Annotated in this window: 25 protein-coding genes and 1 pseudogene; 9 read left to right on the plus strand and 17 right to left on the minus strand. The window is 74.7% G+C overall.

Translation table 11 applies throughout. The features are described 5' to 3' along the window. Positions 1-360 precede the first annotated feature (360 nt). From M446_RS07465 to M446_RS07475, 3 genes are read right to left on the minus strand one after another with little or no spacing between them, the layout of a single operon-like run. Positions 361-1,731, minus strand: coding sequence for an LLM class flavin-dependent oxidoreductase (locus tag M446_RS07465; RefSeq protein ID WP_018262098.1), 1,371 nt, complete (start codon positions 1,729-1,731; stop codon positions 361-363). Positions 1,732-1,739: 8 nt separating this feature from the next. Further along, positions 1,740-3,113, minus strand: coding sequence for an LLM class flavin-dependent oxidoreductase (locus tag M446_RS07470; protein ID WP_012331502.1), 1,374 nt, complete (start codon positions 3,111-3,113; stop codon positions 1,740-1,742). Beyond that, complete coding sequence (locus M446_RS07475) at positions 3,110-3,967, minus strand: MetQ/NlpA family ABC transporter substrate-binding protein (protein WP_012331503.1); 858 nt, start codon at positions 3,965-3,967, stop codon at positions 3,110-3,112. The genes M446_RS07470 and M446_RS07475 overlap by 4 nt, the downstream gene beginning before the upstream one ends. 430 nt (positions 3,968-4,397) lie before the next feature. On the opposite strand from M446_RS07475, the gene M446_RS07480 reads away from it, so the two are divergent. After that, complete coding sequence (locus M446_RS07480; protein ID WP_012331504.1) at positions 4,398-5,621, plus strand: acyl-CoA dehydrogenase family protein; 1,224 nt, start codon at positions 4,398-4,400, stop codon at positions 5,619-5,621. A 174-nt stretch (positions 5,622-5,795) separates the two neighbouring features. Here M446_RS07480 and M446_RS07485 read toward each other — a convergent pair whose 3' ends face one another. The 9 genes from M446_RS07485 to M446_RS07525 all read right to left on the minus strand — a co-directional run bounded on the left by M446_RS07485 (position 5,796) and on the right by M446_RS07525 (position 14,616). After that, the gene (locus M446_RS07485) at positions 5,796-6,830 is read right to left on the minus strand and encodes an LLM class flavin-dependent oxidoreductase (protein ID WP_012331505.1); all 1,035 of its coding nucleotides are present in this window, start codon (positions 6,828-6,830) and stop codon (positions 5,796-5,798) included. Positions 6,831-6,893: 63 nt separating this feature from the next. Continuing rightward, on the minus strand, positions 6,894-7,847 hold the full coding sequence (locus M446_RS07490) for an ABC transporter substrate-binding protein (RefSeq protein ID WP_012331506.1): 954 nt from the start codon (positions 7,845-7,847) through the stop codon (positions 6,894-6,896). An 8-nt stretch (positions 7,848-7,855) separates the two neighbouring features. Beyond that, positions 7,856-8,110: a hypothetical protein gene (locus M446_RS07495; RefSeq protein WP_012331507.1), complete on the minus strand. Its 255-nt coding sequence runs from the start codon at positions 8,108-8,110 to the stop codon at positions 7,856-7,858. A gap of 409 nt (positions 8,111-8,519) precedes the next feature. Beyond that, complete coding sequence (locus M446_RS07500) at positions 8,520-9,398, minus strand: FAD:protein FMN transferase (RefSeq protein WP_150108606.1); 879 nt, start codon at positions 9,396-9,398, stop codon at positions 8,520-8,522. Positions 9,399-9,471: 73 nt separating this feature from the next. Continuing rightward, positions 9,472-11,649 carry a PepSY domain-containing protein gene (locus M446_RS07505; RefSeq protein ID WP_012331509.1) on the minus strand — a complete coding sequence of 726 codons (2,178 nt, stop codon included), beginning with the start codon at positions 11,647-11,649 and terminating at the stop codon, positions 9,472-9,474. Between the two features lie 11 nt (positions 11,650-11,660). Continuing rightward, positions 11,661-12,122 (minus strand): DUF2271 domain-containing protein, encoded by a 462-nt coding sequence (locus M446_RS07510; RefSeq protein ID WP_012331510.1) that lies wholly within the window; start codon positions 12,120-12,122, stop codon positions 11,661-11,663. Positions 12,123-12,156: 34 nt separating this feature from the next. After that, entirely contained in the window at positions 12,157-12,486 is a 330-nt protein-coding gene (locus tag M446_RS07515; protein WP_012331511.1) for a hypothetical protein, read from the minus strand. Positions 12,487-12,577: 91 nt separating this feature from the next. Next, on the minus strand, positions 12,578-13,948 hold the full coding sequence (locus M446_RS07520) for an ATP-binding protein (RefSeq protein ID WP_012331512.1): 1,371 nt from the start codon (positions 13,946-13,948) through the stop codon (positions 12,578-12,580). Continuing rightward, positions 13,945-14,616, minus strand: a complete 672-nt coding sequence (locus tag M446_RS07525) for a response regulator transcription factor (protein WP_012331513.1) — start codon at positions 14,614-14,616, stop codon at positions 13,945-13,947. The genes M446_RS07520 and M446_RS07525 overlap by 4 nt, the downstream gene beginning before the upstream one ends. A gap of 140 nt (positions 14,617-14,756) precedes the next feature. Here M446_RS07525 and M446_RS07530 point away from each other — a divergent pair, with 140 nt between their 5' ends. Next, positions 14,757-15,053, plus strand: coding sequence for a PepSY domain-containing protein (locus M446_RS07530; RefSeq protein WP_012331514.1), 297 nt, complete (start codon positions 14,757-14,759; stop codon positions 15,051-15,053). A gap of 42 nt (positions 15,054-15,095) precedes the next feature. Here the strand turns inward: M446_RS07530 and M446_RS07535 are convergent, their stop codons facing one another. Then, the gene (locus M446_RS07535) at positions 15,096-17,960 is read right to left on the minus strand and encodes a cation-translocating P-type ATPase (protein WP_012331515.1); all 2,865 of its coding nucleotides are present in this window, start codon (positions 17,958-17,960) and stop codon (positions 15,096-15,098) included. A gap of 159 nt (positions 17,961-18,119) precedes the next feature. Here M446_RS07535 and M446_RS07540 point away from each other — a divergent pair, with 159 nt between their 5' ends. Further along, positions 18,120-18,962, plus strand: coding sequence for a universal stress protein (locus tag M446_RS07540; protein WP_012331516.1), 843 nt, complete (start codon positions 18,120-18,122; stop codon positions 18,960-18,962). Positions 18,963-18,982: 20 nt separating this feature from the next. Here M446_RS07540 and M446_RS07545 read toward each other — a convergent pair whose 3' ends face one another. After that, positions 18,983-19,576 (minus strand): universal stress protein, encoded by a 594-nt coding sequence (locus tag M446_RS07545; RefSeq protein ID WP_322597457.1) that lies wholly within the window; start codon positions 19,574-19,576, stop codon positions 18,983-18,985. A 379-nt stretch (positions 19,577-19,955) separates the two neighbouring features. Further along, entirely contained in the window at positions 19,956-20,558 is a 603-nt protein-coding gene (locus M446_RS38545) for a hypothetical protein (RefSeq protein WP_210161176.1), read from the minus strand. 13 nt (positions 20,559-20,571) lie between these two features. Here M446_RS38545 and M446_RS39655 point away from each other — a divergent pair. Then, positions 20,572-20,916: pseudogene (locus M446_RS39655) on the plus strand (aldehyde dehydrogenase family protein); the annotation flags it as partial. Between the two features lie 445 nt (positions 20,917-21,361). Here M446_RS39655 and M446_RS39660 read toward each other — a convergent pair. Continuing rightward, a complete protein-coding gene (locus M446_RS39660; protein WP_012331517.1) occupies positions 21,362-22,384 on the minus strand; it encodes a hypothetical protein in 1,023 nt (340 codons plus the stop codon). Between the two features lie 183 nt (positions 22,385-22,567). Between M446_RS39660 and gspG the strand changes: the two genes are divergently transcribed. The 5 genes from gspG to M446_RS07590 all read left to right on the plus strand — a co-directional run bounded on the left by gspG (position 22,568) and on the right by M446_RS07590 (position 25,687). Continuing rightward, positions 22,568-23,020: a type II secretion system major pseudopilin GspG gene (gene gspG / locus M446_RS07570; protein WP_012331518.1), complete on the plus strand. Its 453-nt coding sequence runs from the start codon at positions 22,568-22,570 to the stop codon at positions 23,018-23,020. A 16-nt stretch (positions 23,021-23,036) separates the two neighbouring features. After that, on the plus strand, positions 23,037-23,522 hold the full coding sequence (locus tag M446_RS07575) for a prepilin-type N-terminal cleavage/methylation domain-containing protein (protein ID WP_265576562.1): 486 nt from the start codon (positions 23,037-23,039) through the stop codon (positions 23,520-23,522). Next, positions 23,519-24,019: a type II secretion system protein gene (locus M446_RS07580; protein ID WP_012331520.1), complete on the plus strand. Its 501-nt coding sequence runs from the start codon at positions 23,519-23,521 to the stop codon at positions 24,017-24,019. Before M446_RS07575 ends, M446_RS07580 begins: the two co-directional genes overlap by 4 nt. A gap of 106 nt (positions 24,020-24,125) precedes the next feature. Then, positions 24,126-24,767: a general secretion pathway protein GspJ gene (locus M446_RS07585; protein ID WP_012331521.1), complete on the plus strand. Its 642-nt coding sequence runs from the start codon at positions 24,126-24,128 to the stop codon at positions 24,765-24,767. Next, on the plus strand, positions 24,764-25,687 hold the full coding sequence (locus M446_RS07590) for a general secretion pathway protein GspK (RefSeq protein ID WP_012331522.1): 924 nt from the start codon (positions 24,764-24,766) through the stop codon (positions 25,685-25,687). The genes M446_RS07585 and M446_RS07590 overlap by 4 nt, the downstream gene beginning before the upstream one ends. A gap of 31 nt (positions 25,688-25,718) precedes the next feature. Here the strand turns inward: M446_RS07590 and M446_RS07595 are convergent, their stop codons facing one another. Continuing rightward, a complete protein-coding gene (locus tag M446_RS07595; protein ID WP_012331523.1) occupies positions 25,719-26,819 on the minus strand; it encodes a microcin C ABC transporter permease YejB in 1,101 nt (366 codons plus the stop codon). Positions 26,820-26,824 lie beyond the last annotated feature (5 nt).

Consider the following 26,824-nt stretch of genomic DNA (forward strand, 5'->3'; position numbering starts at 1 on the left):
ATCAACGATAGTTGTTAACATTTGCTGTTCACGATCCCTCGATCATCGATCGGCGCGACTCCACTGCAAAGCTGCGGGCCGCGTGCTCCGGCGCGACGCGGGAGAGGGGGCGGGCGGAGAGCGCCGGCGCGGCCGGCGCCGCGCCCGAGCGGGTCGCTCCCGATCGTTCGGCGCGGCTCGACCCGTGACGAGGCCGCGGAACGCTCTCGCCGTCCCGTGCCCGGCAGGATGCGTCTTCGCCGTCAACTCGTCTTCGAAAAGGAACGTTCCCGCTGATCCTTCGGGATGGCGGATTGGGGCTTCGCTCACGCGCCGCGCGGGCTCGTGATCCGGGATCCGGTCGGATCACCGGATCCCGGATCAGGCCTCCGCCCGTCGGAACCGCGCCGCCGGGTGGCTCCCCGGCAGCAGTCGCCGCGCCTCGCCGAACACCTTCTGGCGCAAGGTGCCCGGCGCGTAGTCCGCCTTGTAGCGGCCCCGGCGCTGCAATTCCGGCACGACGAGGTCGATGAAGTCGCCGAAGCCCTCGGGCGTCACCGCGTAGCTCAGGTTGAAGCCGTCGAGGCCGGTCCCATCCATCCAGGCTTCGAGCCCGTCCGCGACCTGCTCGGGCGAGCCGATCAGCACCGGGCCGCGGCCGCCGATCGCGTTGTGCTGCACGATCTCCCGGATGGTCCAGCGCCGCTCGGCCCGCGCGAAGGACTCGACCATCGAGGTCACCGCGTTGTCGCGGCGGATCACCGGGAAGGGATCGTCGAGCGAATAGGCCGAGAGATCGATGCCGGTCCAGCCCGAGAACAGGGCGAGCGCGCCCTCCGGGTCGACATAGGCGAGGTAGTCGCGGTGCTTGTCGCGCGCCTCCGCCTCGCTGCGCCCGACGATCACCGTGATCAACCCGAAGAACAGGATGTCGTCCGGGTCGCGGCCGCGCGCCGCCGCGCGGGCGCGGGTATCCGCCACGGTGGCGGCGACCGCCCGCCGCGAGGGATCGCTCAGGAACACCGCCTCGGCATGCGCGGCCGCGAAGTCGCGGCCCCGGTGCGAGGCCCCGGCCTGGAACAGGAAGGGCGTGCGCTGCGGCGAGGGTTCGACCAGGTGGATGCCCTGCATGCGGAAATGCGCGCCCGCGTGCGCGATCCGGTGGATCTTCGCCGGGTCGGCGAACAGGCCGCGCTCCCGGTCGCGCAGCACCGCCCCGTCCTCCCAGCTCTCCTCCCAGAGGCGGTAGACCACGTCGAGGAACTCGTCGGCGATGTCGTAGCGGGTGTCGTGCGCGGTGATGCCGGGCCGGCCCACCGCCCGCGAGGCCGCGTCCGAGTAGCCCGTGACCACGTTCCAGGCGATGCGCCCGCGCGTGAGGTGGTCGAGGGTGGAGAAGCGGCGGGCGAGCGTGAAGGGCGGCTCGTAGGAGACCGAGGCCGTCACCCCGAAGCCGAGATGCGCGGTCACCGCCGCCATGGCGGAGACGAGGAGCATCGGGTCGTGCTTGGGCACCTGCGCGGCCCGGCGCAGGGCCGCCTCGGCGCTGCCCGCGTAGACGTCGTGGATGCCGATGCCGTCGGCGATGAACAGCGTCTCGAACAGCCCGCGCTCCAGGAGCCGCGCGAGGTCGGTCCAGTAATCGAGCGTGTGGAAGGCGAGCGAGCGGTCGCGCGGATGGCGCCACAGGCCGGGCGAGAGGTGGACCGGGCTGTGGATCGCGAAGCCGTTGACGCGGATGGGCTTGGGCATGGCGGTGGTCACGCCGCGCGGCGCCGGAACGCGGCGCCCGGATGGGTGGATTTCAGCCGCGCGCCCGTCCCCGGAAACAGCTTCTCGCGCAACGTGCCCTCCTGGTAGCGGGTCTTGAAGGCGCCGCGGTCCTGCAGTGCGGGCACCACGAGGTCGACGAAGGCCTCCAGCGTCTCCGGCACGACCACGCGGGTCAGGTTGAAGCCGTCGACGTCCGCCTCCTCGGCCCAGGACAGGAGTTCGTCCGCGACCTCGCCGGGCGAGCCGACGATGAAGGGCGCCCGCGCGCCGAGCGGCCCGAACTGCGCGAAGTCCCGGACGGTGAAGCGGTGGTCCGTGTTCACCGTCAGGTTCTCGACCAGCGACTGCATGGCGTTGGTCTCGACGTAGGCCAGCGCCTCGTCGGGGCCGAGCGCCGAGAGGTCGATGCCGGTCCAGCCCGAGACGAGCGCGAGCTGGCCCTGCACGTCGAGGTAGCGGGCGTACTCGTCGCGCAGGTCCAGCGCCTCGGCGCGGGTCGGGGCGACGATCACGGTCGCGCCCAGGAACATCAGGATGTCGTGGCGCGCCCGCCCGTGCGCGCGCGCGGCCTCGCGGATGCGGCGCACGGCCTGGCCGGCGATGGCCCTGGTGTGGCCGTTGAGGAAGATGCACTCGGCGTGGCGCGCCGCGAAGGCGCGGCCGCGCGCGGAGGTGCCGGCTTGGTAGAGCACCGGCGTGCGCTGGGGCGAGGGCTCGGCGAGGTGGTGGGCGTCGACCCGGTAATAGGGGCCGTCGTGGCGGATCCGGTGCACCTTGTCCGGGCGGGTGTAGAGGCCGCGCGCGCGGTCGCGCACGACCGCGCCGTCCTCCCAGCTGCCCTCCCAGAGCTTGTAGGCGGCCGCCATGAAGTCCTCGCCCGCCTCGTAGCGGGCGTCGTGGGCGCGGGCCTGCGCGAGGCCCATGCCGCGGGCACCGCTCTCCAGGTAGCCGGTGACGACGTTCCAGCCGACCCGGCCCCCGGTGAGGTGGTCGAGCGTCGAGAAGCGCCGGGCGAATTGGTAGGGGTGCTCGTAGGTGAGGTTCGCCGTCACCCCGAAGCCGATCTGCGAGGTGACGAGCGCCATCGCCGGCACGACCAGGAGCGGGTCGGCGTTCGGCGCCTGGGCGGCGCCCGCGAGCGCCGCGTCGGCGCTGCCGCCGTAGACGTCGTAGGTGCCGAACACGTCGGCGAGGAAGATGCCGTCGAGGAGCCCGCGCTCGGCCGTGCGGGCGAGGGAGGTCCAGTAATCCAGGGAGGTGTAGCGCACCGAGGCGTCGCGCGGGTGGCGCCACATCCCGGCCCAGGAATGGCCGGGGGCGTGCATGTGGAAGGCGTTCAGCCTCAGCTCGCGGCGGCTCATTCGAAGTCGTCCGGCAGGGTGAAACCGTCGTAGAAGCGGTCGGCCCGGATCGCGGCCTTGAACGCGTCCGAGCGGTAGGCGGCGACGAGGTCGCGCGCCCAGGCCGTGCCGGCGGAGGCCCTGCGCACCGCCACCACGTTCACGTAGGGCGAGGTCATCCTCTCCAGCGCCAGCGCCTCGCTGAGCTTCAGCCCGCTGAAGATCGCGAAATTGCCCTGGATCGCCGCGAAGTCGACGTCGTCGAGCACGCGCGGGGCCTGCGCGGCCTCCAGCGGCACCAGCCGGATACCCGCCGGATTCGCGATCACGTCGAGTTCGGTGACGTCGACCGGGTTGCCGTTGGGGCGCAGCCTCACCCAGCCGAGGTCGCGCAGGATCTTGAGGGCGCGTTCCAGGTTCACCGGGTCGTTCGGCACCGCCACGCTGGCGCCGGGGCGCACGGCCCCGGCGTCGCGATGCTTGCGCGAGTAGAGCCCCATCGGCGGGGTCGGCACCTGCACGATGCCGACGAGGTCGGTGCCGTTCCGGTCGTTGTAGGCCTTCAGGTAGACGCTGTGCTGCATCACGTTGGCGTCGACCTCGCCGCGGGCCACGGCCGCGTTCACCTCCAGGCCGGTGCTGAACTGGAGCCGCTGCACCCGGTAGCCCTGGGCCCGCAGAATCGGCTCGACCCCGGCCCGGAAGGCCTCCTCGTAGGGGCCGGGCGCGAAGCCGACCTTGAGGTCGGGCCGGTCCGGCCCGGCGCGCGCGCCGCTCGCCGGCGCGAGCACACCGCTCGCCGCCAGCACAGCGCTCGCCGCGAGCGCGCCGCTCACCGCGAGCCCGGCGACGAACCGGAGAAGCTGGCGTCGCATGGTCAGGCCTCCCGCGCCCGCCGGCCGGACACGCGCGCCGGTGCTTTCGGCCGCGACCCGGCCGGATCGAGGGTCTCGCATGCCATGAGGGGTCTCCCGAGGGGCGGCCGTCGCGGCCCTTGCCCAAGCCCGGGAACGCTCTCGCGCCGCGGCGCCGAAGTCAACGAGAATGTTCTTTTTAAAGAACGGCCTCGGGGAGGCTCGGCCCCTCTCGCGGGCGGAGAGGCGAGATTTTCGTTGCTGCCGCGGGGAGCCAACAGCCCCGGGCCGGGACCGGAGGGCGGCCTCGCGATATTCCGCGGAAAAAACGTTCGGAATGAGAAACAGGCCGGACGGCGGCCGGACCCGCTTGCCACGCTCTTCGAATTGTCTATCAACTAAGTGGATTACACGCCGGCGCGGGTCCCCGCGCGCCACAGGGAGCAGGCCGATGTCGCAGGTTCAGGCAGGGTGGGGCGGGGGGCCGAGCGCCCGCTACGAGGATCTCGCCGAGCGCTTCCGTCCGGTCTTCCGGCGCATCCGCGACACGGCGGCTGCCCGCGACCGCGAGCGGCGCCTGCCGCACGAGGAGATCGCGTGGCTGCGCGAGGCCGGCTTCACCACCCTGCGCCTGCCGCGCGCCCATGCCGGCCACGACGCCACCCTGCCGGAGCTGTTCAACCTGCTGATCGAGCTCTCGGCCGCGGATTCGAACGTCACCAACGCGCTGCGGGCGCATGTCGGCTTCACCGAGGACGCCCTGAACGCCCGCTCGCCCGCGTGGCGCGAGGCCTGGATCGCCCGCATCGGCCGCGGCGAGACGGTGGGGAGCGGCGTCTCCGAGACCGGATCCGCCAGGGTCGGGTCCTTCGAGACGGTGCTGCGGCGCGACGGCGCCGGCTGGCGGCTGTCCGGCACCAAGTACTACACGACGGGCTCGCTCTTCGCCGACTGGATCCACCTCGCGGCCGAGGACGAGGCCGGCGCGCCGGTCGGCGCCGCGGTGCCCCGCCGGGCGAAGGGCGTCGAGGTCATCGACGATTGGGACGGGTTCGGGCAGGCGCTCACCGCGAGCGGCACCGTGCGCTTCACCGAGGTCTCGCTCTCGCCCGACCTCGTGAATCCGGATCCGGGCCGCTTCCGCTACGCGATGGCGTTCTTCCAGCTCGTCCACCTCGCGACGCTCGCCGGCATCGCGCGGGCGGCCGCCGAGGACGTGGCGCGCCTCGTCGGCGAGCGCCGCCGCGTCTACAGCCACGGCAACGCCGCCCGCGCGGCCGAGGACCCGCAGATCCTCCAGGTGGTTGGGCGCGTGCGCGGCGCGGCCTACGCGGCGGGCGCGGTGGCCCTGCGCAGCGCCGAGGCGCTGCAGCGGGTCTACGACCTCGAGCAAGCGGGCGACGCCGAGGGCGCGGAGGCCGCCGGCACGGTGGCGGATATCGAGGTCAACCAGTCCGTGACGCCGGTGACGGGCCTCGTCCTCGACGCCACGACCCTGCTCTTCGACGCGCTCGGCGCCTCGGCGACGGCGCGCTCGCTCGGTCTCGACCGCTACTGGCGCAACGCCCGCACCATCGCCTCGCACAACCCCCGCATCTACCGCGACCGCATCGTGGGCGATTTCGCCGTCAACGGCACCGTGCCGCCCAAGCAGTACCGCGTCGGGCAGGGGTGAGGCGCGAGGCGGAACGGCTCACGCCCCCGGCCAGGCCGGCACGAAGCCGGGGCGCGTCCGGGCGATGAGGACGGGCGCGAGCGCCCACGCCACACCTGTGCGGCCCCACGATCCCCCCGCCGCGGCAGCGCCGAGGCGGACGGGCTGGCCGGACACCGATCGATCGTCAGCCCCTCAGGCGAGGAGGGGCCGCACCCGTTCGGCGAAGCGGCGCATCTCCGCCTCGAAGGGCTGGAATTGCAGCATGAACAGCTCGATCCCGGCGGCGTGGAAGGCGGCGAGGCGCTCCGCCACGGTGGCGTAGCTGCCCACCAGCCCGGCCGCCGTGCCGCCATTGGTGCCCACCGCGCGCGTCCTCGCCATGGTGCGGATCATGACCACCTCGGGATCGACGCGCGTGCGGCTCGCCTCGCGCATCCCGGCATCCGCGCCCGCGAGGTCGAGGAGCCGGGCGTGCTCGGCCCGCGCCTCCCGGTCCGTCTCGCGGGCGATCACGAAGGCCGCGAGCCCGAAGCGCAGGGGCGGCAGGTGCCGCGGCCGCGCCGCCGCGTCCGCGATCAGCCCGCGCACGGCCTCCATCGGCTGGCCGTTGAGGAACCAGACGTCGCCCTGATCGGCCACGAGGGCGCGGGCCGGCTCGGACTCGCCCCCGAGATAGATCCGCGGGCGCGCCCGGTAGGGGTCGGCGGGCCGCAATTGCAGGTCGCTCACCCGGAAATGGCGGCCCTCGTGGCTCACCCGCTCGCCCCGCATCAGGCGCGAGACCAGCGCGATCCACTCGGCCCCGTAGGCGTAGCGGGCGTCGTGCGCCGGGAAGGGCAGGCCCGCCGCCTCGAATTCGGTCGCGTTCCAGGCATTGACGAGGTTCAGCGCGAAGCGTCCCCCGCTGATGTGCTCGATCTGCAGCGCCATCTTGGCGAGCACGACCGGGTGGAAGAGGCCCGGCTTGACCGCCGCGATCAGCTCGATCCGCTCCGTCAGCGCGGCGAGGGCCGCGGTGGCGGTCCAGGTCTCGAGCTGGTCGCGGGCCTCGTCGTAGGGGTTCACCACGTGCTGCGCCACCAGCACCGAGTCGTAGCCGAGCGCCTCCGCCTCCCGCACCAGGGCGCGGTTGCGGGCCCAGGAGGCGTCGTCCGGCTCGTCCGGGTCGTGATGCGCCGCGCGGCTGCCGTGGACCGGCGCCCAGACGCCGAAGCGGGGAGGTGTCATCGCGCAATCCCTCTCGGGGGACGCCGCCCCCGGGCCGGAGGCGGGGCCGCCGGCGATCGGTATTCAGCCGCCCGTCTCGGGGCTCCAGAGCGGCACCGAAGCGGCATCGATCGGGCGGGGGATCAGGCCGGCCTCGTGGAAGGTGTCGGCGATCACCTGCTGCTCGGCCAGCCCCTCGCGCAGCACCGGCCTCACCGCGTAGCTGCGGCGGGCATTCACCGTCTCGACGATCGGCACCGGGACGTCGCCCCAGAGCGGGGCCAGCCGCGCGGCCGCCTCCCGCGGGTTGCCCTTCACCCAGCGGCCGGCCTCGACCAGCGCGTCGTACACCACCCCGACCACGTCCGGGCGCGCCTGCGCGAAGGCGGTCTGCACACTGTAGTAGCGGTTGTAGCTGGAATAGCCGGTGGCGTCCGTGATCACCCGGACCGGCGCCTTCGCCTGCACGATGGCCAGGAACGGATCCCAGATCACCCAGGCGTCGAGGCTGCGCCGCTCGAAGGCCGCGGCCCCGTCCGGGGCGTTGAGGTAGGCCGGCCGGATCTCCGCGAAGCTCAGGCCCGCGCGCTTGAGCGCCGCGGCCAGCAGGAAGTGGCAGCCCGAGCCGCGGGAGACGCCGACCGTGCGGCCCTTGAGGTCCTGGACGCTGCGAATCGGCGAGTCCGCCGGCACGATGATCGCCTCGGCCGCCGGGGAGGCGTCCTCCTTGGCGTAGAAGGTCAGCGGCGCCCCGGCCGCCTGCGTGAAGATCGGCACCGCGTCGGCCACGTCGGCGTGGAACTCGGTGCTGCCGGCATTCATCGGCTCGATCACGCTGGTGAACAGGTGCCAGCTCACGCCGAAGCCCTTGGCGGCGAGCCGCTGCTCCAGCGTGCCGTTCGTCTTGAGGAGGGTGAGCAGCGTCGAGGAGCGCTGGTAGGCGAAGCGGAGGATTTTTGGCGCGGCCCGCGGGAGGCCGGGCGCCGCGAGGGTGCCGGCGAGGCCGCCGAGGAGGGCGCGACGGGTCGGAGGGGCCATGGGATTCCTCAGGGGCCGGGCCGCCGCACGGCGTCCGCGATGGCGAGGGGCCTCGGCAGCGGGCCGAGCCGGTGGACGCCGTCCGCCGCCCGCCGCTGGTCCGCGATCGCCCCCGCAGAGGTCCGGTCGCCGCCCCGGACGACCCGCTCCTCGGCCCGGGCGGTGAGCACGGTGACGAACAGGAAGGCGAAGGCCGTGAGCAGGAGCCAAGTCTCGCACAGGCCCCCGCGCCGGAGCACCCGGCGGGCCGCTGTCGCAGGCATCGACACTCTCCGATCGGTGCGGTCCGTCCGCGGCGCGGCGATCCGCAGGGACGGACTCTCACCGACATGCGCGCGCCCCGTCAATGAAATCGGTTTTCGTTTTCAGGTCGATCGGCGGATGAACTCTCCGCGTGGCACGGTATGAGGGAGAATGTCCGACCATCAGCCGGCATTTTTCGAAGCGAGGATGCCCATCACGTCGATCGATCGTCGGAGAATATGCCTCACATGGGCGTTTTGGGAGGACATCATTGCTGCGAGATCGACACGGGAGGGGAGGAGTATGCCGGCCGACGGCGACGTGCTGCGCCGGGGGCGGACGCGCTGCCGCCCGGGTCCGGGAGGAGATCCGGGCAGCTGTCTCCGTCTTGCCGGACGGCGCCGCTGAACCCAGCGATCCGGAACCGCGTCACAGCGTCGAGACGACCTGGCCGTCGGATCGGACGAACAGCGCGCGCAGGCCCGAGCGCTCGGCGAGGCGAACCGCTTCGGTCTCTCCGAGGACCAGGAGCGCGGTCGCCCAGGCATCCGCCACCATGCAGGTCTCGGCCAGGACCGTGACCGAGACGAGGCGGTTCGACGCGGGGGCGCCGGTGCGGGGATCCATCGTGTGGGACACCGTGCGGTCGCCGATCCTGCGGCGATGCCGGTAGGAGCCGGAGGTCGCCACGGCGCAATCCGTCAGTTCCAGCACCCCCGCGAGGCTGCGCAGGCCGGGCTCGGGCCGCTCGTGCCCCACCGCCCACGGGCGTCCGTCCGGCTTGGTCCCGCGGGCGCGGAGCTCCCCGTCGATGCCGACCAGGAAGGCGGTCACCCCGGCCCCCGCGAGGACGCGCGCCATCTCGTCCACGCCGAAGCCCTTCGCGATCCCCGACAGGTCCAGCGCGAGCGGCGCGCGCTTGCGCGCGCGGCAACCCGGCCGGTCGATCTGCAGCAGGTCGGGCCCGCTCGGCAGGGGGCGGCCCGCCAGCGCCGCGATCGCACCCGGGTTGGGCCGCCCCGCCCCGCCGAAGCCCCAGGCGCGCACCAGGGCCCCCGCGGCGATGTGGAAGGCGCCGCCGGAGGCCGCGCCGATCTCGATCCCGGCGGCCAGCACGGCGGCGAGGTCCGGCGGGATCGCGACCCAGGTCCCGACCGGCGCGGCGTTGAGGCGGTTGAGGTCGGAGGCCGGATCCCAGCTCGACATCTGCCGGTCGACCCGGCTCACCACCTCCTGCAGGGCGGCGCCGAGCGCGTCGCGGTCGTGCGCGCCGGAAGGGTAGAGGAGCGCCGACCACCGCGAGCCCATCGTGGGGCCGCTCAGCGCGACCCGCGGCCCCGGGGCCATAGCCCCCGGCCCCGGGGGCATAGCCCCCGGCAAGTCAGTAGACGTCTTCGGCATAACGCCTCCGCGACCTGAGGGTGGTGACGTCGAGGCCGAGCGGCTGCACGGCCCCGTCGAGCACGCGCCGCACGGCCTGCGCCATGCTGCGCCCACCGCAGACCAGCACCTGGCCGCCCCGGTGCACCTGCTCCCGCACGAGCGCCGCGTCCGCGGCGAGGCGGTCCTGGACGTAGCCCCCGCCCGGCCGGCGCGAGAAGGCGGTCCGCAGCGCCGTCAGCCGCCCGGCGGCGAGGTGCTCCGCCAGTTCGCGCGCGTAGAGGTAGTCGGATTCCGGGCGCCGGCCGCCCCAGTAGAGATGGATGGGCCGTCGCGCCCGGTTCGCGCGGACGAAGCCGATGAGCGGCCCGATCCCGGTCCCGGCGCCGACCAGGACGAGCGGGGCCCTGCCGGGGGCAGGACGGAACTCGGGATTGGCCCTGATGAACGCCCTGACGCTGCCCCCGATCGGGAGGTCGTGGAGGAAGCCCGAGCAAAGCCCGCCCGTGTGCCGCCGCACGCAGATCTCCAGCACGCCGTCCTCCGACGAGGTCGCGAGCGAGTAGGAGCGGGGCACCTCGGTGCCCGGTGCGAGGATGCCGAGGAGATCGCCGGCCCGGAAGGGAGGCGTCTCGCCCCCGTCCGCGGGGGCGAGACGCAGGACGGCGACCGGCGTCGCCGAGGCGATGTCGTAATCGTCGCGGCCGACGAGCGTGTAGGGCGCGGTCGGCGGCACCGGAGAGGCGTGCGCGAGGACGAGGTCCCGCCCGTGCCCGAGCGCCCGGCCCAGGTCGCGCCCCCATTGCGCGAAGCCCTGCGCGGATTGGCGGTCGATCCAGGCCGGGGGCATCAGCCGCGGCCAGCCCTTGCGGTCGAGCGCGTCGGCCACCTCCCGCGCGAAGCCGCAGAAATGCGGAAAGGTGCGGTCGCCGAAGCCGAGCACGGCGACCGGGGGAGATCCCGCGACCGCGGCCAGGCGGTCCATGAAGCGGCTCGCCGAGGCGGGGGCGGCGCCGTCGCCGGCCGTCGCGGCGAGGATGAGCAGGCGGTCGGCCGCGCCATGCGCCGGCGACAGGGCATTCATCGGGGCCGTGTGCACCCGGTGGCCGGCCCGGGTGAGCGCGTCGTGCAGGCACGCGGCGAAGCCCCAGGTCGTGTTGCCCTCGCTCCCGACCAGGATGACCGTGTCGGCGGCGCGGAGGGGCAGGTTGGCGGGACGCCGCCCCCGCGCCGAGCGCCGCCGCAGCCAGATCGCCAGGCCGGTGCCGGCCAGGACGGGGGTGCTCACCGCGCACAGCCCGAGGACGAGGCCGAGCGCCCAGGCCCCGCGCCCCGTATGGAGCGCGGCGACGAGGCGGCTTGCCCGGTCGAGGGTCGTCGTCGGCGCGAAGGCCAGGACGCGGCCGGTCGCGGGATCGATCGAGGCCTCCCCGGCCGAACTGCGCAGCACGTAGACATCCGCCGGATCCGCCGGATCCGGAAAGGTGAGCGCGTCGAGATCCGCCAGTGCGACGCGGCGGAGGAGGTCGAGCGACCCGACCGGCAGGGGCGCGCCGCCGCTCGCCGCGACGGCCGCCGGGGCCGTTCCGCCGGCCGGGAGCAGATCGAATCCCTCCGCCGCCATCCAGAGGCCGGTGACGGAGGAGACCATCAGCCCGAGGGCGGCGAAGCGCCCGAGTTCCGCGTGCCACCTCTGCGCGAGACCGCCGCGGGGACGGCGCAGGAGCGCCGTCCAGCCGCCCTGGCGCCGCGCCAGCATGTGCAGGCCGGTCGCCGACAGGGCGAGCATGAGGGACGCCGCGAGGGCGGCGCCGATCCGGCCCGCATCGCCGGCCAGGAAGGCCCGGTGCAGCTGCGTGAGCGTCCGCACCGCCTGGGATGGGCGGAACGGGCCGAGGCTGCGTCCCGTGGCGGGATCGACGATCTCGACGCCGCGCGCCTCGCCGTCGTCGAACGCGACCGTGACGGCGCCGCTCGGACGCCGGACGATCCCGGTCACGCTCCGGTGGCGGGCCGCGACCGCCTCGGCCAGCGCGGCCACGCTCGTCCCGGCCGGGATGGCCGGAACGCGCGCCCGATCGACGACCGGAACCAGGGACAGGGCCGCGCCCGAGAGGGCCGCGACGACGAGGAGCGCCGCCAGGGGCAGCCCCAGGACGGAGTGGATGCGGCGGAACATCGGTCCCCCCGTCAGAAGCTGACCGTGAAGGTCGCGACGTGCTCCTTGCCGGTGACGGGCTTGCCCGCCGCCGCGCCGGAGAGCGGCGCGACCACCTCGGAGGGCCGGTCCACGCCGTCCTCGACGGCGGTGTCGACGCGGACCTGATAGCCGGCATCGATCAGGGCATCCGCGAGATCGACGCTGACCCTCAGCGTCCGGCCCGAGCCGATGCTCGCCCCGGTGATGCCGTCGATCGCCGCGCCGCCCGCGGCGCGGTACCACTCCGAGAGGTGGCGGTGGTACCTGGCCTTGCGTCCCGCCACCCAGAGCGTGCCCCGGTACTGCCCGGCCGCATCCGTGACGTAGACGGCGAGGTAGGCGGGGTTGCCGCCGTAATCCTTGAGCCTCGCTTCGAGGGTGACCGGCCTGGCCTCGGCCAGGGCGGGGGCCAGCAGGGTGGCGGCGGCGGCTACCGAGAATGCGCGCTTCATGGGGAATCTCCGCGGGAGGGTCCGGGCCGGCCGATCAGCGGATCTCGGCCCGGGGAGGGGCCTTGCCGCCGAAGAGGCCGCTGTCGGGAGCGGGTGCCTCGGTGCGGCGCGGCGGCGCGGGCACGCCGCGGCCGTCCTCCTCGCCGTCCTCGTCCTCGTGCCGGTGGCCGTGCCGGCGGGCCTCGGCCGCGCGGGCGTGCTCCCGCGCCCCGCCGGGCCGGAGGCCGGAGGAGCCCGGCCGGCCGGATTCGGCGTGGCGGGCGCCGGCGTGCTCCTGCGCTCCCCGCGAGCCCTCCGCGGCCAGCACGGCCCCCACGGCCGTCGTCAGGAGCAGGGCCGTGCCGATCAACGCGTGCTTGGTCATGGGTTCGTCTCCGGTCATTGCGACGCGCGCAGCCTCGCGCCCGCGCCTGACGCCGGGCTGAAAGGCCGGGCCGACGTCGTTCAGCCCGGTGTCAGGCGGGGGGCGCCGCGGGCCGCGGACCGGCCGGAGCGAGGTGGACGACGGCCCGGAAGCCGCCGCTCTCGCCCGGGATCGGCGAGGCGAGGTCGAGCCGCAGCCCCGCGCCGCGGCAGATGGCGGCGGCGATCGCCAGCCCCAATCCCGATCCCTCGGTCCGCGCCGGCCCGCGCGTGAAGGGCCGGGTCAGCCGCGCGAGGTCTTCGGGAGGAACCGGCGGTCCGGCATTGCTCACGGCGAGCGCCTGCCCGGACAGGCGGACGCTCACCGGACGCGCGGGGTCGCCGTGCTTGAGGGCATTCTCGATGAGGTTGCGCGCCAGGATCGCGAAGGCGTCCGGGTCGAGATCCGAGGTCGGGCCGGGCCCGGGCGCCGCCTCCACCCGCAGGCGCTCGCCGCCGCCGCCGCGGCGCAGCTCGTCGACGACGAGGTGCAGCACGGGCGCGAGCGGCGCGGCGGTCTCGGCGATCAGCCCACCGCCCTCGGCCTTGGCGAGCTGGAGCAGCTTCTCGGAGAGGCGCGAGAGCCGGTGCAGCGCGCCCTCGACGGCGCGCGCGCGCGCGAGGCGCTCGCCATCCTGCAATTCCGCGCAGAGGCGCTGGGTCTGCGCCAGGGCGGCGGCGATCGGCGTGCGCAGCTCGTGCGCGGAATTGGCCGTGAAACTGCGCTCCGCCTCCAGCGCGCCGCGCAGGCGGCCGAGCAGGGCGTTGACCGCGGCCGCCACCGGCGCCACCTCGGCCGGGAGGTCGAGCGTGGCGATCGGCGAGAGGTTGCCCCGGCCGCGCGCCTCGATCGCGTCCCGGAAGGCGAGGACCGGCCCGAGCGAGAGGCGCACCACCAGCCACACCGCGGCGAGGGCGAGGGGCACGAGCGCGGCGAGCGGCCCGACCAGGGTCATCATCGCCTTCGCGACCGCGTCCCGCCGGTGGTCGAGCCGCTCGGCGGCGGTCACCGCGATCGTCCCCCGAACCCCCGTCTCCGTGTAGGTGCGCAGGCCGCTCAGGGTCCGGAATCCCGGGGCGAGGCCGCCCGGGATCCCCATCCGGTCGGCGTCGCTCGACCGCAGGAGGTCGCGCCCGTCGGCATCCCGCACGACGTAGGCGATGTATTCCCGATGCCGGCCGACCGGGGGCATGAGCTGGCTCGCGGTGCCGTCCTCCCGCGCCAGCACCTCCGCGTAGGCGAGGGGCAGCACCCGCTGCGCGACCTCCTGGAGGGCGCTGTCGAAGACCTCGTCGATCTCGTGACGCAGCACCAGCCCGGCCACCACCGAGGCGGCGAGCCAGGTCGCGGCCACGCCGAGCGCCAGCCCGATCCCGAGGCGGCGGCGCAGGCTCGCGCGCCCGGCTCCCCGGGCGATCCTCACGCGCCCCTGGCCGGTGCACCGAGGCGGTAGCCCATCCCGCGCACGGTCTCGATCGCCTCCGCGCCGATCTTCTTGCGCAGCCGCCCGACATAGACCTCGATCGTGTTGCTCTCGACCTCGGCGTCGAAGGCGTAGAGCCTCTCCTCGAGCTGCGCCTTGGAGAGCAGCGCGTGCGGCCGCTGGACGAGCGCCTCGAACAGCGACCATTCCCGGGCGGTCAGCGGCACGGGTTTCCCGGCCCGGTGGACCGAGCGGGCCGCCAGATCGATGTCGAGGTCGCCGATCGTGACGAGGGGGTTGGGGTTGCCGGAGTAGCGCCGCCCGACCGCGCCCACGCGGGCGGTGAGTTCGAACAGGTCGAAGGGCTTGATGAGATAGTCGTCCGCCCCCGCGTTGAGCCCCGCGATCCGGTCGGAGATCTGGTCCCGGGCGGTGAGGATGATCACCGGCGTGACGTCCCCCTGGGTGCGGCGCTGCCGCAGGAAATCGAGGCCGCGTCCGTCCGGCAGCATCAGGTCGAGCAGGACCAGATCGTAGACCGCCGCCGTGATCGCCGCGGCGGCATCGGCGAGGGTCGCGACCCGGTCGGCGGAATGGCCGTCCGATGCGAGGTGGTCGCGGACCGCCTCGCCCAGCACCGGATCGTCTTCGATGAGGAGGATGCGCATGCCCGCCCCGGTTGATCTCCCGCGAGACTACCGCATTTCCCCGTGCGGCGGACCGCAGCGGCGGCGCCCGGCGTTCAGGCTGGCGTCAGGTTTCGGTGATTGAGCTGCGCGGGACGGCCCGCGGATCCGGAGCCCCGGCCATGCGACGCGCGACGATCCTTCTCGCCCCGATCCTTCTCGCCCTCTCCGCGGCCCTGCCGGGCGGCCCCGCCGCGGCGGACGGGCATTGCCGCGTGCCGCTCGCCGATTGGCAGCCCCGCGCGGCGCTGCAGCGCAGGCTCGAAGCCGAAGGATGGAGCGGCATCGCCATCCGGGTGGATGACGGCTGCTACCGGGTGCGGGCGACGAATGCGCGGGGCCAGCGCCTGGACGAGAAGTTCGATCCGGCCCGGCTCGAACCCGCCCGGCGCGACGCGCACGGGGACGACGAGGAGTGATCCGACATCCGCATGGCGAAGCCATCAACCGGATGATCCGGGTCACCGTTGGCCGGTTCGGCGTCGCCGCCCGGCCGCGCGGATCAGCCATTTCCGCGCCTCGCCGAGGACGAGGACGGAACTGGCGGCGGCCGCGCAGATCGCCCAGTCGCCGACGCCGAGGCTCACCGTCGAGAAGGCCCGCTGCAGGACGGGAACGGAGACCGCCGCCACCTGGAGCAGGAGCGACAGCGCGATCGCGGCCCAGAGCCAGCGGTTGCGGAACAGGCCCTCGCGCGCGCTGCGGTCCTCGGAGCGCGTGTTGAGGACGTTGAAGAGCTGGGACAGGACGAGCGTGGTGAAGGTCATCGTCTGCGCGTAGGCCAGGGTGCCGTCCCCTTCGATGAATCCGCCCGGCAGGCAGGCGTCGAGCACCACCAGGGTGCTGCAGGCGGTCACGAGGCCCACGAAGGCGATGCCCTCCCACATCCGGCGGGTCAGCACGCCCTCGCCGCGCGGGCGCGGCGGGCGGCGCATCGCCGCCGGATCCGCCGGATCGACCCCGAGGGCGAGGGCCGGGGCGCCGTCGGTGACGAAGTTGATCCAGAGGATCTGCGTCGCCGTCAGGGGCAGCACCACCTCGCCGGCCCGCGCGCCGGTCAGCCCGAGCGCGTCGGCCAGCACCACCCCGAGGAACATGGTGGCGACTTCGCCGATATTCGACGACAGCAGGTAGCGCAGCACCTTGCGGATGTTCGCGAAGATCGCCCGCCCTTCCTCGACCGCCGCCACGATCGTGGCGAAATCGTCGTCCGCGAGCACGATGTCGGCGGCCTCCCGCGCCACGTCGGTGCCGCTCAGGCCCATGGCGACGCCGATATCGGCGGCCTTGAGGGCGGGCGCGTCGTTCACGCCGTCGCCCGTCATGGCCACGGTCAGGCCGTTGCGCCGCAGCGCCCGCACGATCCTCAGCTTGTGGGCGGGATCGACCCGCGCGTAGACCGAGACGTCGCGCACGGTCCGTGCGAGCGCCTCCTCGGAGAGCGCGTCGAGCTCGGCCCCGGTGAGGGCGCGCCCTCCCGCGGCGATGCCGAGCTCGGCGGCGATCGCCGAGGCGGTGCCCGGATGGTCGCCCGTGATCATGATCGGCCGGATGCCGGCCGCCCTCGCCCGCGCCACCGCCTCGCGGGCCTCGGCGCGGGGCGGGTCGGTCATGCCGATCAGCCCGAGGAAGACGAGGTCCCGCTCGATCTCCGCGCCCGGCGCCGCGCCGCCCGGCGCCGCCCAGCCCAGGCCGTCCCGCGGGAGCGCCCGGAAGGCGATCCCGAGGCTGCGCAGGCCCTCCCGGGCCAGCGCCTCGTTCGCCGCCGCGATCGCGGTGCGGCGCTCCGGCGTGAGGGCCCGGCCGCGCCCGCCGACGAATTCCTGCGCGCAGCGCGCGAGCACGACGTCCGGCGCGCCCTTGGTGGCCAGGAGGAGCGGCGCCTCGCCCTCGGCGTCGCTCTGCACCGTGCTCATCAGCCTGCGCTCGGAGGAGAACGGGATCTCGGCGAGGCGCGCGAAGCGGCGGGCCACCGCCCCGGCCTCCAGCCCCGCCTTGCGCGCCGCGGCGATGAGCGCGCCCTCGGTGGGGTCGCCCTGCACGGTCCAGCGCCCGTCGCGCTCCTGCAGGACCGCGTTGCTGGCCAAGAGGCCGGCGAGGAGGGCCCGCTCCACCTCGGCCCGCAGCGCCTCGCCGAGGGCGCCGCCGGCATGGCCGAGCGGTCCGACCGGGGCGTAGCCGCTGCCGCCGACATCGACGCGCCCGCCCGCGGTCGCGATCACCCGCACGGTCATCTCGTTGCGCGTGAGGGTGCCGGTCTTGTCGGAGGCGATCACCTCGGCCGAGCCCAGCGTCTCCACCGCCGCGAGGCGGCGCACGATCGCGCGCCGCCGCGCCATCCGCTGCACGCCGAGGGACAGGGACGCGGTGACGATGGCCGGGAGACCCTCCGGCACCGCCGCGACGGCGAGCGCCACGCCCAGGATGAGCACGCCGAGGAGGGCGCGCAGGCTGCGGACCTCCTCGACGACCACGATGGTCGCGATCAGCACGAGGGCGATGGCGACCACCACGAGCCCGAGGCGCTTGCCGACGCGGTCGAGTTCGATCTGGAGCGGGGTGCTCTCGTCCGGCGCGTCCTGCAGCATCTGGGCGATGCGCCCGATCTCGGTGCGCATCCCGGTCGCCGTCACCACGGCCAGCCCCCGGCCGCTGGTCACCGCGGTGCCGCTGAAGACCATGGTGCGGCGGGGTTCCGGATCCGCCGCGTCGGCGAGCGGCGCGACCTGCTTGAACACCGGCAGGCTCTCCCCCGTCAGGGCGGCCTCCGTGGTCTGCAGGAGGGCGACCTGGATCAGCCGCGCATCGGCCGGGATCGTGTCGCCCTCCTCCAGGCGGAGGATGTCGCCCGGCACGAGGTCGGCGGCCGGCACGGTCTGGAGCGCGCCGTCGCGGATGACCCGCGCCCGCGCGGCCGCCATCCGGCGCAGGGCCGCGACCGCCCGATCCGCGCGCACCTGCTGGAGCGCGCCCATCGCGGCGTTGAGGAGCACGATCGCGACGATCGCGATCGCGTCGTAGGGCAGGCCGGACTCCCGCTCCGACAGCCACAGCCCCGCCGAGACGAGCGCCGCGGCGAGGAGCAGCAGGACGAGGCTGTCCGTGAACTGGGCGGCGAGGATGCGCCAGGCGGGCACGGGCGGCGCGGCGCGCAGCGCGTTCCCGCCGTGGCGGGCGAGGCGCGCCCGCGCCTCGGGCGCGCTCAGCCCGGAGGCGGCCTCGACGCGCAGGGCCGCCAGAACCTCGTCGGCGCCGAGGCGGGAGGGATCGGCCGGATCCCGCGCGTCCCCCGCGGGATCGGCCTGCAGCGCGCGGTGCTTCGTCATCTCGCCCTGTCCAGTCCGACGCGCAGGTGACCATCCGGCGCGGAGTCCCCGCAAGGGGGGTCCGTCCTGCACCGGGCTAGGGCGACCGCCGCTGATCTACCTCAAGGTGTGCCGAGACCCGTGCCCCGAGAATGACCCCGCCGTATCCGGAGAGCCCTCATGACCGACACCATCAGGACCGTCCTCATCGCCGTGACGGAGCGCACGGGGGACGAGGCGCCCTCCGCGGCGCTCGCCTACGGCCTGGCGCTGGCGGGACAGGCCGGGGCCCGCGCCACCGTGCAGGCGGTCTCGGCCAAGCTCGTGCTGCCGCATGCCTGGATCAGCCGCTTCGTCGCGATGCTCGTCGCGGCCGAGAACCGGCGATTGCGGGATCTGGCGGAGGAACTCGCCGAGCGCGCCCGCGGCGAGGCCGCGGCCGCGGGGATCCTCTGCCGCACGCAGACGCAGCAGCTCCCCGAGGCCGAGCTCCTGGCGAGCGTCCGGTGGCAGGCGCGGCTCCACGACCTGACCGTGACCGACGCGGAGTCGCGTCTGCTGACCGGCGACCGCGGCCTGATCGAGACCCTGCTGTTCGAGAGCGGGCGCCCCGTGATCGTCGTGCCGCCCGGGGTCGAGAGCTTCGCGGCGCAGCGCATCCTCGTGGCCTGGGACGGCAGCGCCCAGGCCGCCCGCGCCGTGCACGACGCGCTGCCGTTCCTCAAGCGGGCGGGCGCCGTCGAGATCGTGTCGGTGGCCGGCGAGAAGGACCTCTCGGGCGCGGTGCCGGGGGCCGAGCTGGCGCCGCACCTCGCCCATCACGGCGTCGCGGTCACGGTCACCGACCTCGTGGCCGGGGACGGCGACGTGGCCGGCACGCTGCGCCGCCACGCGGCGGCCTCCCGCGCCGACCTGCTCGTAATGGGCGCCTACGTGCACTCGCTCCTGCGCGAGATGGTCCTCGGCGGGGTGACGCAGGCCCTGCTGGGATCCTGCCCCGTGCCCCTGCTCCTGGCCCATTGAGGGCGCCCGCCGGGCCGGGATCAGTGGGTCATCAGGCAGCAGAGCGGGCTGCGCTGCAGGACCGAGCGGGTCACGCCGCCGAACACCCACTCCCGCAGGCGACCGCGTCCGTAGGCGCCGAGGACCAGCAGGTCGGCGCCCGCCCGGTCCGCGAAGGCCAGCAGGCCGTCGGCCTCGTCGAGACCCTCCGGGACCGGCTCGGCGGCCGGGGCGGCCTCGACGCCGTGACGCGCCAGGAGTTCGGCGACCTCGTCCGCCCCTTCCTCGGCCGCCGCGGGTCCCAGGCTGACGACCGCGACGCGCGCGGCGGCGCGCAGGAAGGGCAGCGCGGCCGCCGCGGCGCGCCGCGCCTCGGGCGTGTCCTTCCAGGCCAGCACGATGCTCTCGGCCCGCAGCTGCTCGGTGCCGGGCGGCACGACCAGGACGGGGCGCCCGGCCTCCATCAGCACCCGGTCGGGCCGGACCGCGTCCGCGGCGATCCCGTCGGCCGGGCCGGGGCGCCCGACGACGAGCAGGTCCGCGCCCCGGGCGCGCAGGACGAGATGCTCCGTCGCCGCCATCGCGGCCTGGCGCCAGGAGCGGCGCTGCGGCCCGCCGGCCTCGCGCGCGAACACGGCCTGCAGGGCGCCGATATCCTCGTGGAGCCGCGCCGACTCGGCGGCGGAGTCGCCTCCCGCTCCTCGAAGGAGGTCCGCGTCACCGGGAGCGGGAGCTGCCGGGCGGCGGCCCCCGTGAGGGAGGCCCCGAACCGGTCCGCAACCTGGGCCGCGAGCCGGATGCGGCCGGCCGCGCCCGGGAGCGCGTCGACCGAGACCATGATCGTGGCGTAGCTCATGAGCACCTCCCCGGAGGGCGCGCGGCCCGGCGGGCAGCTTGGCACGCGGGCCGGCTCTGCACGAGAGCAGGGTTCCGTTGCAACCGAACCCTGCTCTCGGTTCTTGATTCTGCCGCATTTTCTACCCCGAACCGGCGGCGACTTCGCCGGAAAATGCTCTAGGGGCGAGCGGCCATGACCATCACCACCCTCGCATGACCATCACCACCCTCGACCGCCTGATCCCCGGCACGCTCGTGCCCTTCGGCGGCGACCGCGCCGCGGTGATCACGCCGGACCTCGCCGCGCGGTTCCAGCCCGGCGACCACCTGCTGGTGCTGCAGGAGACGGGCGATCTCCTGCACGTCCCCGCGGCGCAGAGGGCGCTGGCCGCCGCTGCTGTGGACCGGGCGGAGGCCGCGTTCCGGGCGCTGCCGGCCGTCCCGGATCAGGCCATCGACCGGTTCTTCGACCGCTTCGCGGCGCTCCTGAAGGATTCCTCGGTCTGGGACGCGGTCGCGCAGGCCAACCGGCAGGACGCGGCGCGCGCGGAGCAGGCCGGCCGCTCGACCACCCGCCTCGTCGCGGGCGACCGCATGCGGCGCGACATGAGCGCGGGCCTGCGCGCGTGGCGGGATTGCGGCGAGGGACGCGGTCGCGTGATCGCGCGCGGCGCATCCCGGCTGGACGATCGAGCAGGTGGCCGCACCGCTCGGCGTGGTGGGCTTCGTCTTCGAGGGACGCCCGAACGTGTTCGCCGACGCGGCAGGCGTCGTGCGCACGGGCAACACCGCCGTGCTGCGCATCGGCAGCGACGCGCTCGCCACCGTGCAGGCCATCCAGCGGCACGCGCTCGCCCCGGCCCTCCGGGAGGCCGGCCTCCCACCCGGCGCCGTGTCGCTGATCGACAGTCCGGACCGGGCCGCCGGTTGGGCGCTGTTCTCGGACCGCCGGCTCGCCCTGGCAGTGGCCCGCGGGTCGGGCCGGGCGGTCGCGCAGCTCGGCAGCGTCGCCCGGCAGGCCGGGACCGCGGTCAGCCTGCACGGCACCGGCGGGGCCTGGATGGTCGCCGACCGCGACGCGGATCCCGCGCGCTTCGCCGCCGCCGTGGAGGCCTCCCTGGACCGGAAGGTGTGCAACACGCTGAACGTGTGCTGCCTCCACAGGGCCCGGCTCGCCGACCTGCTGCCGGCCTTCCTGGCCGCCCTGGAGGCGGCCGGCCGCGCCCGCGGCCACGGCTGCAAGCTCCACGTGGTGGCCGGCGACGAGGCCGTGCTGCCGCCCGCGTGGCGGACCGGGACCGTGCGCGCCCGGCGCGCGGAGGGCGAGCGCACCGAGCCCCTGACCGAGATCCTGCCCGAGGCCGAACTCGGCCGCGAGTGGGAATGGGAGGACACGCCCGAGGTCAGCCTCAAGATCGTGGACGACCTCGATCACGCGGTGGCGCTGTTCAACCGCTACAGCCCGCAATTCGCGGCCTCGCTGATCAGCCGCGACCCGGCCGCGCATCGGCGCTTCTTCGACACGGTCAACGCGCCCTTCGTGGGCGACGGATTCACGCGCTGGGTCGATGGGCAATACGCCCTCAACCAGCCCGAACTGGGGCTCTCCAACTGGGAGAACGGCCGTCTCCTCGCCCGCAGCGCCATCCTGTCGGGCCTCGGCGTGTACACGGTGCGCAGCCGCGTCGCGCAGGACGATCCGCGGCTGAGGCGGTGACGGCCCGCCCGCGCCGCCTTAAGCCACCGCCCCGCGATCCCGCTCCGGCCGCGTCTCGGCGAGGGCGTCCGCCCCGGTGGCGTCGGCTCCCCAGAGCAGGCGGCGCACGCCCACGAAGGGCCGCCCCGCCGTCTCGAGCGGCGGCAGGAACGGGGCGCGGCCCAGGAGACCGGCCCGTCGCCAGTGCCCCCACAGGATCCCGGTCGCGAGGCTCGCCGCCGCCACCCCCCCCGAGCCACAGTCCGAGCAGGAGCTGCACCGGCACCACGCCGTTGAACTCGCGCAGGATCCCGAGCGCGAAGGCGAAGGACCACGACACCGCCGAGACCGCGCCCGAGAACAGGAAGGCCCGGGCGCTCACCGGGGACAGGCCCTCCAGGATCGGGCGGCGCACGTCCGTGAGCACGCGCGGCAGCACCCAATGGTGGATCACGACGCCGTTGAGGGTGAGCACGATCACGACCGAGACCTTCGCCCACATCTTCGGATTGAACAGCTTCTCCGGCGACTCGACGGCGTAGATGGCGAGGAAGCCGAGGCCCGACAGCCACAGGAGCGCGAGGCCGACCGTCACGACCTTGGCCATGAAGCGGATCATCCGCTCGATCTCGGGCGGCATTCCGCCCCAGCGCATCCAGCGCAGGAGCCAGAAATCCATCATCGCGGCGGCCCCGAAGCCGAGGCACAGGCCCACGAGGTGGATGCCGATCATGGGGGTCAGGAGCCGGACCTGCGGCAGCGGCGCCGGCAGCGCGACCGTGAGCGGCGCCGCGAGCGCCGGGACCGTCGCGACCAGCCCGAGGCACAATCCGACGAACGCCCCGCATCCGCCGGGCAGGATGCCCCAGGGGACGACCCGCCCCGCACCGAATCTTAGAAATCCCCGCATCTCTCGCTCCCGCATCCTCACGCAGCGCTCGGCCCCAGGCCGCGGACGCTAGATGTCGGGTCTTAACGATCGGTCAACGGATGACTCTGGGGAATTCAGTCAGCGAAGTCATGGAGGCGTCGCGTTTAGATTATCTTCGGGGTTCGGAGTCTGGATGGGGCCGGGACAGCGGGGATCGGCGCGATGAGGCAGGGACGCAGCGGCGAGGCGGTGAGGCGCCCGGAACGGGACGGGAAGGCCGGGTTCTCGCTGGTGGAACTCCTGGTGGTGCTGGCGATCATCGGGATGATCGCCACCATGGTCACCCCGCAGGTGCTCGGCTATCTCGGCCGCGCCAAGGGCGAGACCGCGCGCATCCAGGTCAAGAACCTCGCCCAGGCGGTCGAGCTCTACTACCTCGACCTCGGCACCTATCCGACCACGCAGGAGGGGCTCGCCGCCCTCGTCACCCCGCCCGAGGGCGCGCGGGCGGCGTGGCGCGGTCCCTACCTGCGCGACGGCAAGGGGCTGCTCGACCCGTGGGGGCGGCCGTTCCTGTATCGCTCGCCGGGAGCCGGCGGCGCCCCCTTCGAGATCGCCTTCACGGATCCCGACGCGCCGGGCCGCGGTGCGGCGCCCGAGGTCGCGGCCCGCTGACCGCGCGGGGCCGCCGGTGCCGCGCCGCGGACGCCGAGGATCCCGGCCGGGCGGGCCGGGGCGGGAGGCGGGCGGGTTCAGCCTCGTGGAACTGCTCGTCGTGCTGGCGATCCTCGCCCTGGCGGCGCTCCTCGGCGGCGCCGCCCTCGACGGAATGCTCCCGGCCCGCCGGCTCGACCGGCTCGCCGCCGGCGTGGCGGGCGAACTCGCCAGCCTGCGCGGCCACGCGCGGCGCACCGGCGAGCTGGCGCTGCTGCGGCTCGACCCCGCCCGCGGCCTCTTCCTGAGCAGCCGGCCCGGAGCGCCCCCCCTCGGCCTGGCCGGCTACGCCGTCCAGGTGGAGCCCGCGGCGGGCAGCCGGGCCGGCCCCGGCGAGATCCGCTTCGCCCCCGACGGCTCCTCCTCGGGCGGGACCATCCTGATCCACGGGCGGGGCGGAGGGCGCCGGATCGCGGTGAGCCGCCTCACCGGCCGGGTCGGGGAGGCGGAGGCGATGCCGTGAACCCGGCCTCAACCCGGCGGGGGCAGGATGCGGCCGCGGGCGGTGAGCGGGCCGCGGCCCGCCCGCGGAGCTTCCTCCGCCCGCGGAGCTTCCTCCGCCCGCGGAGCTTCCTCCGCCCGCGGAGCTTCCTCCGCCAGGAGGGCTTCACCCTAGTGGAGGTGCTCGTCGCCTTCGCGGTCGTGGCGCTCGCCACGATCATCGCGCTGGAGGCGGGCGCGTCGCTCGCCCGGCGCGCGCGCCAGCTCGCGGCCGAGCGGCACCGCCTCGACGAGATCGAGGCCATCGTGATGCTGCGCGCGGCGGGAGGTCGGCTCCAGCCGGGGCTCGAACGGGGTCGGTTCGCCGATGGGGAACCCTGGGTGCTCACCGTCGTGGACGTGGCGCCCCTGCTCGGCTGGCAGGGTCTGCCGCCGCTCTGGCGCGTCCAGCTGCGGCGGGGGAGCGCGAACGGCCCGCTCGTCTACGCGACGCTGCTTTCCGGCGGGCAGGCCCGCTAGAGCGGCACCCGATCACGTTGCAACCGGGTGCCGCTCTCGATCTTTGGTCTTGCCGCATTTTCCGCAACGGCACGGTCGGGACCCCGGAGCGGGCCTCGATGGCGGCGTGATCGGATCCTGCTCGCGGCCGCTGTCGCCCGAATCGCCGCCGGCTTCGCGGCCCGGGCCCGCCGCGGCGGGCTTCACCCTGGTCGAGGCGCTGACGGCGCTCGCGGTCGCGGCGCTGATCGCCGTGCTGCTGCTGCAGGCGGTCCGGGCGGCCGGGTTCCTGTCGCGGCTCGGGGCCGGCATCGCCGTGGAGGCGGATCTCGACGTGGTCCGCGACCACCTGCGCGCCGCCCTCGCCCGGCCCCGGGGCCGGGGCGCGGACGGCAGGGGGCCGTCCTTCCTGGGCGAGCCCGGACGTCTGGTGGCGATCCTCGCGGCCAGCCCCGCGACCGAGCGGGGCGCCGACATGCGGATGGTGCTGGCCGGGATGCCCCGGGCGGACGGCCGCATCGACCTCGTCGAGAGCCGCGTCCCGGAGACGGCGGCCGAGGCCGACCCGCCCGAGGTGCTGGTCGGCGGGGCGGCGGCGCTGCGCCTGCACTATTTCGGCGTCGCCCCGACCGAGATGCAGCCGCGCTGGCTCGACGCCTGGACGCGCCGCGACCGGATGCCGGCGCTGGTCGAGATCGTCCTCGACTTCCCGCCCGGCGACCCGCGGCGCTGGGCGCCGCTCGTGGTCCCGCTGGAGCCGCTCCCATGAGGCGCGCGGGCGTCCCGGCCGAGGACGGCTTCGTCCTGCCCGCGGTGCTCGTCGTGCTCGCCGCGGTGGCGATCACGGCCGCCATCGCCACCGAGCGCTTCGCGGTCCATCTCGGCGCCACCTCCGGGCGGGCCGAGAGCCTGCGCCTGCAGGGGCTCGCGGACGGCGCCGCCCGGCTCGTCGCCGCCTCCCTGCTCAACGAGCGCCAGCGCGGGGCGCCGGGCCTCGGCCTGCCCGAGGACGGGCTGCCGGTCGGCTGCCCGGTGCCGGGCGCGCGCCTCCTCGTCGCCGTGCAGGACCAGGCGGGGCTCATCGACCTCAATGCCAGCCCGCGGCCGCTGCTGGAGGCCGCCTTCCGCGCCCTCGGCCTCCCCGACCGCGAGGCCGGGACCGTCGCGGCGGAGGTGGTGGATTACCGCGACCCCGATTCCGACCCGGAGCCGAATGGCGGTGCCGAGGCCCCGCAATACCGGGACCAGGGCCTGCCCTACGGCCCCCGCAACGCGCCGTTCCGCAGCCCCGCGGAGATCGGCATGCTGCCGCATCTCGGCGAGGTGGAGGCGGCCCGGCTGCGGCCGTTCCTGACGGTCTACAACGCGACCGGCCAGTTCGATCCCGGCCCGTCGCCGCTCGGCGCGCTCCTCGGCGGCACGGTCGGGGAGGCGCTGCGCCCCTACGCGGCGCGCTCGCCGCGCAGCGTCTTCGCGATCCGGGTCGTGGCGGCCTCGCCGAGCGGGCGGGCGCAGCGGGAGGCGGTGCTGTCGGCCGGCTCGGTCCGCCAGTCCAATACCGGCCTCCTGAGCTGGCAGGCCGGCTTCGACGGCGCCCCGGCCCTGCCCGAGGCCGCGCCGCACCCGGCCTGCGGGCGCATCGCGGCCGCGCTCGCCGCCGAGGATCCGGCGCGGCGCGCCGGCCGGTGACGGGCCGCGCCGCTTGGGGCCCGGCCGGCGCTCACGCGGCCCGGCTCTCGAAGTCGATCCGCGGGTCGATCCAGCTGTAGGTCAGGTCGGAGATCAGGTTCACCACCAGCCCGACCAGCGAGAAGATGTAGAGGTTGGCGAACACCACCGGGTAGTCCCGGTTCACGATCGACTCGAAGGACAGCAGGCCGAGGCCGTCGAGGGAGAAGATGGTCTCGATGAGGAGCGAGCCGGCGAAGAAGGCCGAGATGAAGGCGCCCGGGAAGCCCGCCACCACGATCAGCATGGCGTTCCGGAAGACGTGCCCGTACAGGACCTGCCGCTCGGACAGGCCCTTCATGCGGGCGGTGAGCACGTACTGCTTGCGGATCTCGTCCAGGAACGAGTTCTTGGTGAGGAGCGTCGAGGTCGCGAAGGCGCCGAGCGCCATCGAGACGATCGGCAGCGTGATGTGCCAGAGGTAGTCCGTCACCTTCTGCCAGGGCGGGAAGGTCTGCCATCCCTCGCTGGTCAGGCCGCGCAGCGGGAAGATCTGCAGGAAGGAGCCGCCCGCGAACAGCACGATCAGCAGGATCGCGAACAGGAAGCCGGGGATCGCGTAGCCGACGATGACCACGCCCGAGGTCCAGACGTCGAAGGGCGAGCCGTCCCGCACCGCCTTGTGGATCCCGAGCGGGATCGAGACCGCGTAGGAGATCAGCGTCATCCACAGCCCGAGCGTCACCGAGACCGGCAGCTTCTCGCGGATCAGCTCCAGCACCGAGACGTCGCGGAAGTAGCTCTTGCCGAAGTCGAAGCGGGCGTAGTCCCACAGCATCTTGGCGAAGCGCTCGGGCGCCGGCCGGTCGAAGCCGAATTGCTGCTCCAGGCGCTTGATGAAGGCGGGGTCGAGGCCCTGCGCGCCGCGGTAGCGGGAATTCGCCTCGCCCCCGCCGCCGCGCGGCGCCGCCCCCGCCCCGAGATCGCCGGACCCGCCGCTCACCCGCGACATCGCGCTCTGGCCCTGGAGCTGGGCGAGCACCCGCTCCACCGGGCCGCCGGGGGCGAATTGCACGATCACGAAGGAGATCAGCATGATCCCGAAGATCGTCGGGACCATCAGGAGCAGGCGCCGCAGGATGTAGTTCGCCATCCGCC

Origin of the sequence: Methylobacterium sp. 4-46, from assembly GCF_000019365.1 — a bacterium.
In the GTDB taxonomy this organism is placed as follows: domain Bacteria; phylum Pseudomonadota; class Alphaproteobacteria; order Rhizobiales; family Beijerinckiaceae; genus Methylobacterium.

Bases quoted from the DNA above. Each gene is read 5' to 3' on its own strand.
- M446_RS07465 (WP_018262098.1), bottom strand. From the start codon at position 1,731: ATGCCCAAGCCCATCCGCGTCAACGGCTTCGCGATCCACAGCCCGGTC.
- M446_RS07470 (WP_012331502.1), bottom strand. From the start codon at position 3,113: ATGAGCCGCCGCGAGCTGAGGCTGAACGCCTTCCACATGCACGCCCCC.
- M446_RS07475 (WP_012331503.1), bottom strand. From the start codon at position 3,967: ATGCGACGCCAGCTTCTCCGGTTCGTCGCCGGGCTCGCGGTGAGCGGC.
- M446_RS07480 (WP_012331504.1), top strand. From the start codon at position 4,398: ATGTCGCAGGTTCAGGCAGGGTGGGGCGGGGGGCCGAGCGCCCGCTAC.
- M446_RS07485 (WP_012331505.1), bottom strand. From the start codon at position 6,830: ATGACACCTCCCCGCTTCGGCGTCTGGGCGCCGGTCCACGGCAGCCGC.
- M446_RS07490 (WP_012331506.1), bottom strand. From the start codon at position 7,847: ATGGCCCCTCCGACCCGTCGCGCCCTCCTCGGCGGCCTCGCCGGCACC.
- M446_RS07495 (WP_012331507.1), bottom strand. From the start codon at position 8,110: ATGCCTGCGACAGCGGCCCGCCGGGTGCTCCGGCGCGGGGGCCTGTGC.
- M446_RS07500 (WP_150108606.1), bottom strand. From the start codon at position 9,398: ATGGGCTCGCGGTGGTCGGCGCTCCTCTACCCTTCCGGCGCGCACGAC.
- M446_RS07505 (WP_012331509.1), bottom strand. From the start codon at position 11,649: ATGTTCCGCCGCATCCACTCCGTCCTGGGGCTGCCCCTGGCGGCGCTC.
- M446_RS07510 (WP_012331510.1), bottom strand. From the start codon at position 12,122: ATGAAGCGCGCATTCTCGGTAGCCGCCGCCGCCACCCTGCTGGCCCCC.
- M446_RS07515 (WP_012331511.1), bottom strand. From the start codon at position 12,486: ATGACCAAGCACGCGTTGATCGGCACGGCCCTGCTCCTGACGACGGCC.
- M446_RS07525 (WP_012331513.1), bottom strand. From the start codon at position 14,616: ATGCGCATCCTCCTCATCGAAGACGATCCGGTGCTGGGCGAGGCGGTC.
- M446_RS07530 (WP_012331514.1), top strand. From the start codon at position 14,757: ATGCGACGCGCGACGATCCTTCTCGCCCCGATCCTTCTCGCCCTCTCC.
- M446_RS07535 (WP_012331515.1), bottom strand. From the start codon at position 17,960: ATGACGAAGCACCGCGCGCTGCAGGCCGATCCCGCGGGGGACGCGCGG.
- M446_RS07540 (WP_012331516.1), top strand. From the start codon at position 18,120: ATGACCGACACCATCAGGACCGTCCTCATCGCCGTGACGGAGCGCACG.
- M446_RS39660 (WP_012331517.1), bottom strand. From the start codon at position 22,384: ATGCGGGGATTTCTAAGATTCGGTGCGGGGCGGGTCGTCCCCTGGGGC.
- gspG (WP_012331518.1), top strand. From the start codon at position 22,568: ATGAGGCAGGGACGCAGCGGCGAGGCGGTGAGGCGCCCGGAACGGGAC.
- M446_RS07590 (WP_012331522.1), top strand. From the start codon at position 24,764: ATGAGGCGCGCGGGCGTCCCGGCCGAGGACGGCTTCGTCCTGCCCGCG.
- M446_RS07595 (WP_012331523.1), bottom strand. From the start codon at position 26,819: ATGGCGAACTACATCCTGCGGCGCCTGCTCCTGATGGTCCCGACGATC.